This window comes from Streptomyces synnematoformans, assembly GCF_039531005.1.
Lineage (GTDB): Bacteria > Actinomycetota > Actinomycetes > Streptomycetales > Streptomycetaceae > Streptomyces > Streptomyces synnematoformans.
Map to the genome: position 1 here is coordinate 1 of NZ_BAAAPF010000483.1, position 3,542 is coordinate 3,542.

The following is a 3,542-nucleotide window of genomic DNA, read 5'->3' on the forward strand; positions in this document are numbered from 1 at the left end:
CCCGCTGCTGCGCGGGGCCGTTGGGCGCGGTGAGGCCGTTGGAGGCGCCGTCCTGGTTGACCGCCGAACCCCGCAGGATGGCGAGGACATGGTGTCCGTTGCGCTGGGCGTCGGAGAGGCGCTCCAGGAGCACGAGACCGGCGCCTTCGCCCCAGCCGGTCCCGTCGGCGGCGTCGGCGAAGGGCTTGCAGCGGCCGTCGGCGGCCAGGCCGCGCTGGCGGGAGAACTCAAGGAACGCGGAGGGCGTGGACATCACGGTGACGCCGCCGGCGAGGGCGAGGTCGCACTCGCCGTTGCGCAGCGCCTGCGCGGCGAGGTGCATGCCCACGAGCGACGACGAGCACGCGGTGTCGATGGTCATGGCCGGGCCTTCGAGGCCGAAGGTGTACGCCACCCGGCCGGACGCCACGCTCGCGGCGCTGCCGTTGCCGAGGTAGCCCTCGAAGCCCTCCGGCGTCCGGTGCATCAGGCGCGGGCCGTAGTCGGCGTAGATGACGCCCGTGAACACGCCGGTGTTGCTGTCGCGCAGGCCGGTCGGGTCGATGCCCGCCTGCTCGAACGTCTCCCAGGCGGTCTCCAGCAGCAGCCGCTGCTGCGGGTCCGTGGCCAGGGCCTCGCGGGGGTTCATGTGGAAGAAGTCGGCGTCGAACCTGTCCGCGTCGTGCAGGAAGGCGCCGTGGCGGGTGTACGTCCTGCCCGTCGCGTCCGGGTCCGGATCGTAGAGGTTGTCGAGGTCCCAGCCGCGGTTGACCGGGAACTCCGACACCGCGTCCGTGCCCTCGGCGACCAGTCGCCACAGGTCGTCCGCGGAGCGGACCTCACCGGGGTAGCGGCAGGCCATCGAGACGATGGCGATGGGGTCGTCGTCGGTGACGGCTCGGGTCGTGACGGCGCGGGTGCCGGCGGGCGCCGTGTCGAGGAGCCGGCCGAGGAGGTGACGGGTGAGGGCCTCCGGCGTGGGGTGGTCGAAGATCAGGGTTGCGGGGAGGCGGAGTGCGGTGGTGGTGGTGAGTTGGTTGCGGAGTTGGACGGCGGTGAGGGAGTCGAAGCCGAGTTCTTTGAAGGGGCGGTGGGGGTCGATGGTTTCGGCGGTGCCGTGGCCGAGGACGGCGGCGATGTTGTTGCGTACGACGTCGAGGACGGCTTTGTGCTGTTGTTCCGGTTCGGGGAGTGCGGCGAGGCGTTCTGCGAGTGCGTTGCCGTCGCCTGCGGCCGAGCCGGCCGCCGCCCGGCGGACCGGCCGGGAGGCGAGGCCACGGAAGAGGACGGGGAGCCGCTCCGGGTCGCGCAGGGCGGAAGGCGTGACGGGTGTGCAGAGGTGGTGGGGGTGGGGTGTGGTGAGTGCGGTGTCGAGGAGGTGGAGGGCGTGGTCGGTGGTGAGTGCCGTGGTGCCGTGGGTGACGGTGCGGACTTCGTTGTCGTTGAGGTGGCTGGTCAGTCCGGTGGTGTGTTCCCAGTAGCCCCAGGCGAGGCTGGTGGTGGGCAGGCCGTGGTGGGTGCGGTGGTGGGCGAGGGTGTCGAGGTAGGTGTTGGCGGCGGCGTAGTTGGCTTGTCCGGGGTTGCCCAGGGTGCCGGCGGCGGAGGAGTAGAGGACGAAGTGGGCGAGGCCGAGGTCCTTGGTGGCCTGGTGGAGGTTGTACGCGGCGTCGACCTTCGGCGCCAGAACGGAGTGCAGGCCGTCGGGGGTGAGCTGGGTCAGGACGGCGTCGTTCAGGGCACCGGCGGTGTGGATGACGGCGGTGAGGGGGTGTGCGTCGTCGATGGAGTCGATGAGGGCCGTGACCTGGTCTGCGCTGGTGGTATCGCAGGCGGTGAGCGTGATGTCGGCGCCGAGTTGGGTGAGTTCGTCGCGGAGCGCGGTGGCGTTGGGGTGGTCGGGGCCGCGGCGTGAGGCCAGGTGGAGGTGGCGCACGCCGTGTTGGGTGATCAGGTGGCGGGCGGTGAGGCTTGCCAGGCCGCCGGTGCCGCCGGTGATCAGGACGGTGCCGTTGGGGTCGAGGGGGCGGGCTTCGGTGGTGTCTGTGCCGGTGGAGCGGGTCAGATGGGGGATGAGGAACTGGCCGTCGCGGAGGGCGAGTTGGGGTTCGCCGGTGGCCAGGGCTTCGGCAAGCTGCGGGACGTCGCCGGTGGTGTCGCTGTCGATGAGGTGGATGCGGTCGGGGTTCTCGTTCTGAGCGGTACGGACCAGACCCCACAGGGGTGCGTGGGCGAGGTGGACGTCCTCGGCCGGGTCCGTGGCGACCGCGCGGTGGGTGACGACGACGAGGCGGCGGTCACTCTGGTCGTTGTCGGCCAGCCAGTTCTGTACGTGGCCGAGCAGCGCCTCGGTCGCCACGTGCGCCGCGGCCGGAGTGTCCTCGGCGGCCGGGGCGGCGACGTACACGTCGACCTGGTCCGGATCCACCTGCGCCGACGGCTCGGCCGCGGCGGGGCTCCAGGCGAGGTGGAACAGGCTGTTGCGGGTCGCGGCTCCCGTGTGGGCGCTGCTGGTCAGCGCAGCGGCGTCGACGGGCCGGGTGTTGAGTGCGGCGATGGTGGCGACGGGGGCGCCGGTGGGGTCCCAGGCGCGGAGAGCCAGGTCGTGGCCGTGCTCGCCGGTGGGCACAAGGGTGGCGCGGAGCCGGGTGGCGCCGGTGGCGTGGACGGAGACGCCGCTCCACGCGAACGGCAGCCGGAGTTCCTGCGCTTCCCCGCCGTCTTCATTGAGGGTGCGGGTGGCGAGCGGGTGGAGGGTGGCGTCGAGCAGCGCGGGGTGGATGGTGTGCCGGGCGGTGTCTGCGTCTTCGGCGAGGCCGATCTCGGCATGGAGGGTGCCGTCGGGGTGTGTCCAAGCGGCGGTGACGCCCTGGAAGGCGGGCCCGTACTCGTATCCGGCAGCTGCCATCCGATCGTAGAGGTCCGCAATGTCGAGCTGCTGTGCACCGGTGGGCGGCCACTGCGCTAGCGGCGCCGCCGGCTCGGCCGGTTCGGCGGTGAGGGTGCCGGTGGCGTGGCAAGTCCACGGCTCGGGCTCGGTGTCGTCGGTGTGCGGCCGCGAGTGGATGGCGACCTGCCAGCGGCCGGGACCGCCGGCTTCGGCGTCCGCCTCGGGGCTCGTCGTGACTTGGAGGTCGCGGGTGGCGGCCTCGCCGAGCGTCAGCGGGGCGTGGAGGGTCAGTTCTTCGAGGTGGGTGGCGCCGGTGTGGTCGCCGGTGTGCAGTGCCAGGTCCACGAGGGCGGTGCCGGGCAGCAGGACGGTCCCGGCGACGGCGTGATCGGCGAGCCAGGGGTGGGTGCTCAGGCTGACCTGACCGGTGAACACCGTGGTCGAGACGTTCCCGTCGGTGCCGTCTGCGAGCTGGACGGCGGCGCTGAGGAGCGCGTGGGTGCTGCTGATCTGACCGAGGTCGCCGGCGCTGGTGAGTTGCGCGGCGGCCTGGATCCAGTAGCTGTCGCGCTGGAAGGGGTAGGTGGGCAGTTCGGGGATCTCGCCGCTGGAGTTGTTGGTGTGGGGGGAGAGGTCGGTGGGGTGGTGGTGGGTGTGGAGGGTGGTGAGTGCGGTG

Annotated in this window: 1 protein-coding gene; it reads right to left on the bottom strand. The window is 72.2% G+C overall.

Annotation, left to right across the window (positions count from 1 at the left end; translation table 11 throughout):
• Nucleotides 1-3,542: SDR family NAD(P)-dependent oxidoreductase (locus tag ABD317_RS34780; RefSeq protein WP_344295570.1), on the bottom strand; the 3,542-nt coding region annotated here is incomplete at both ends.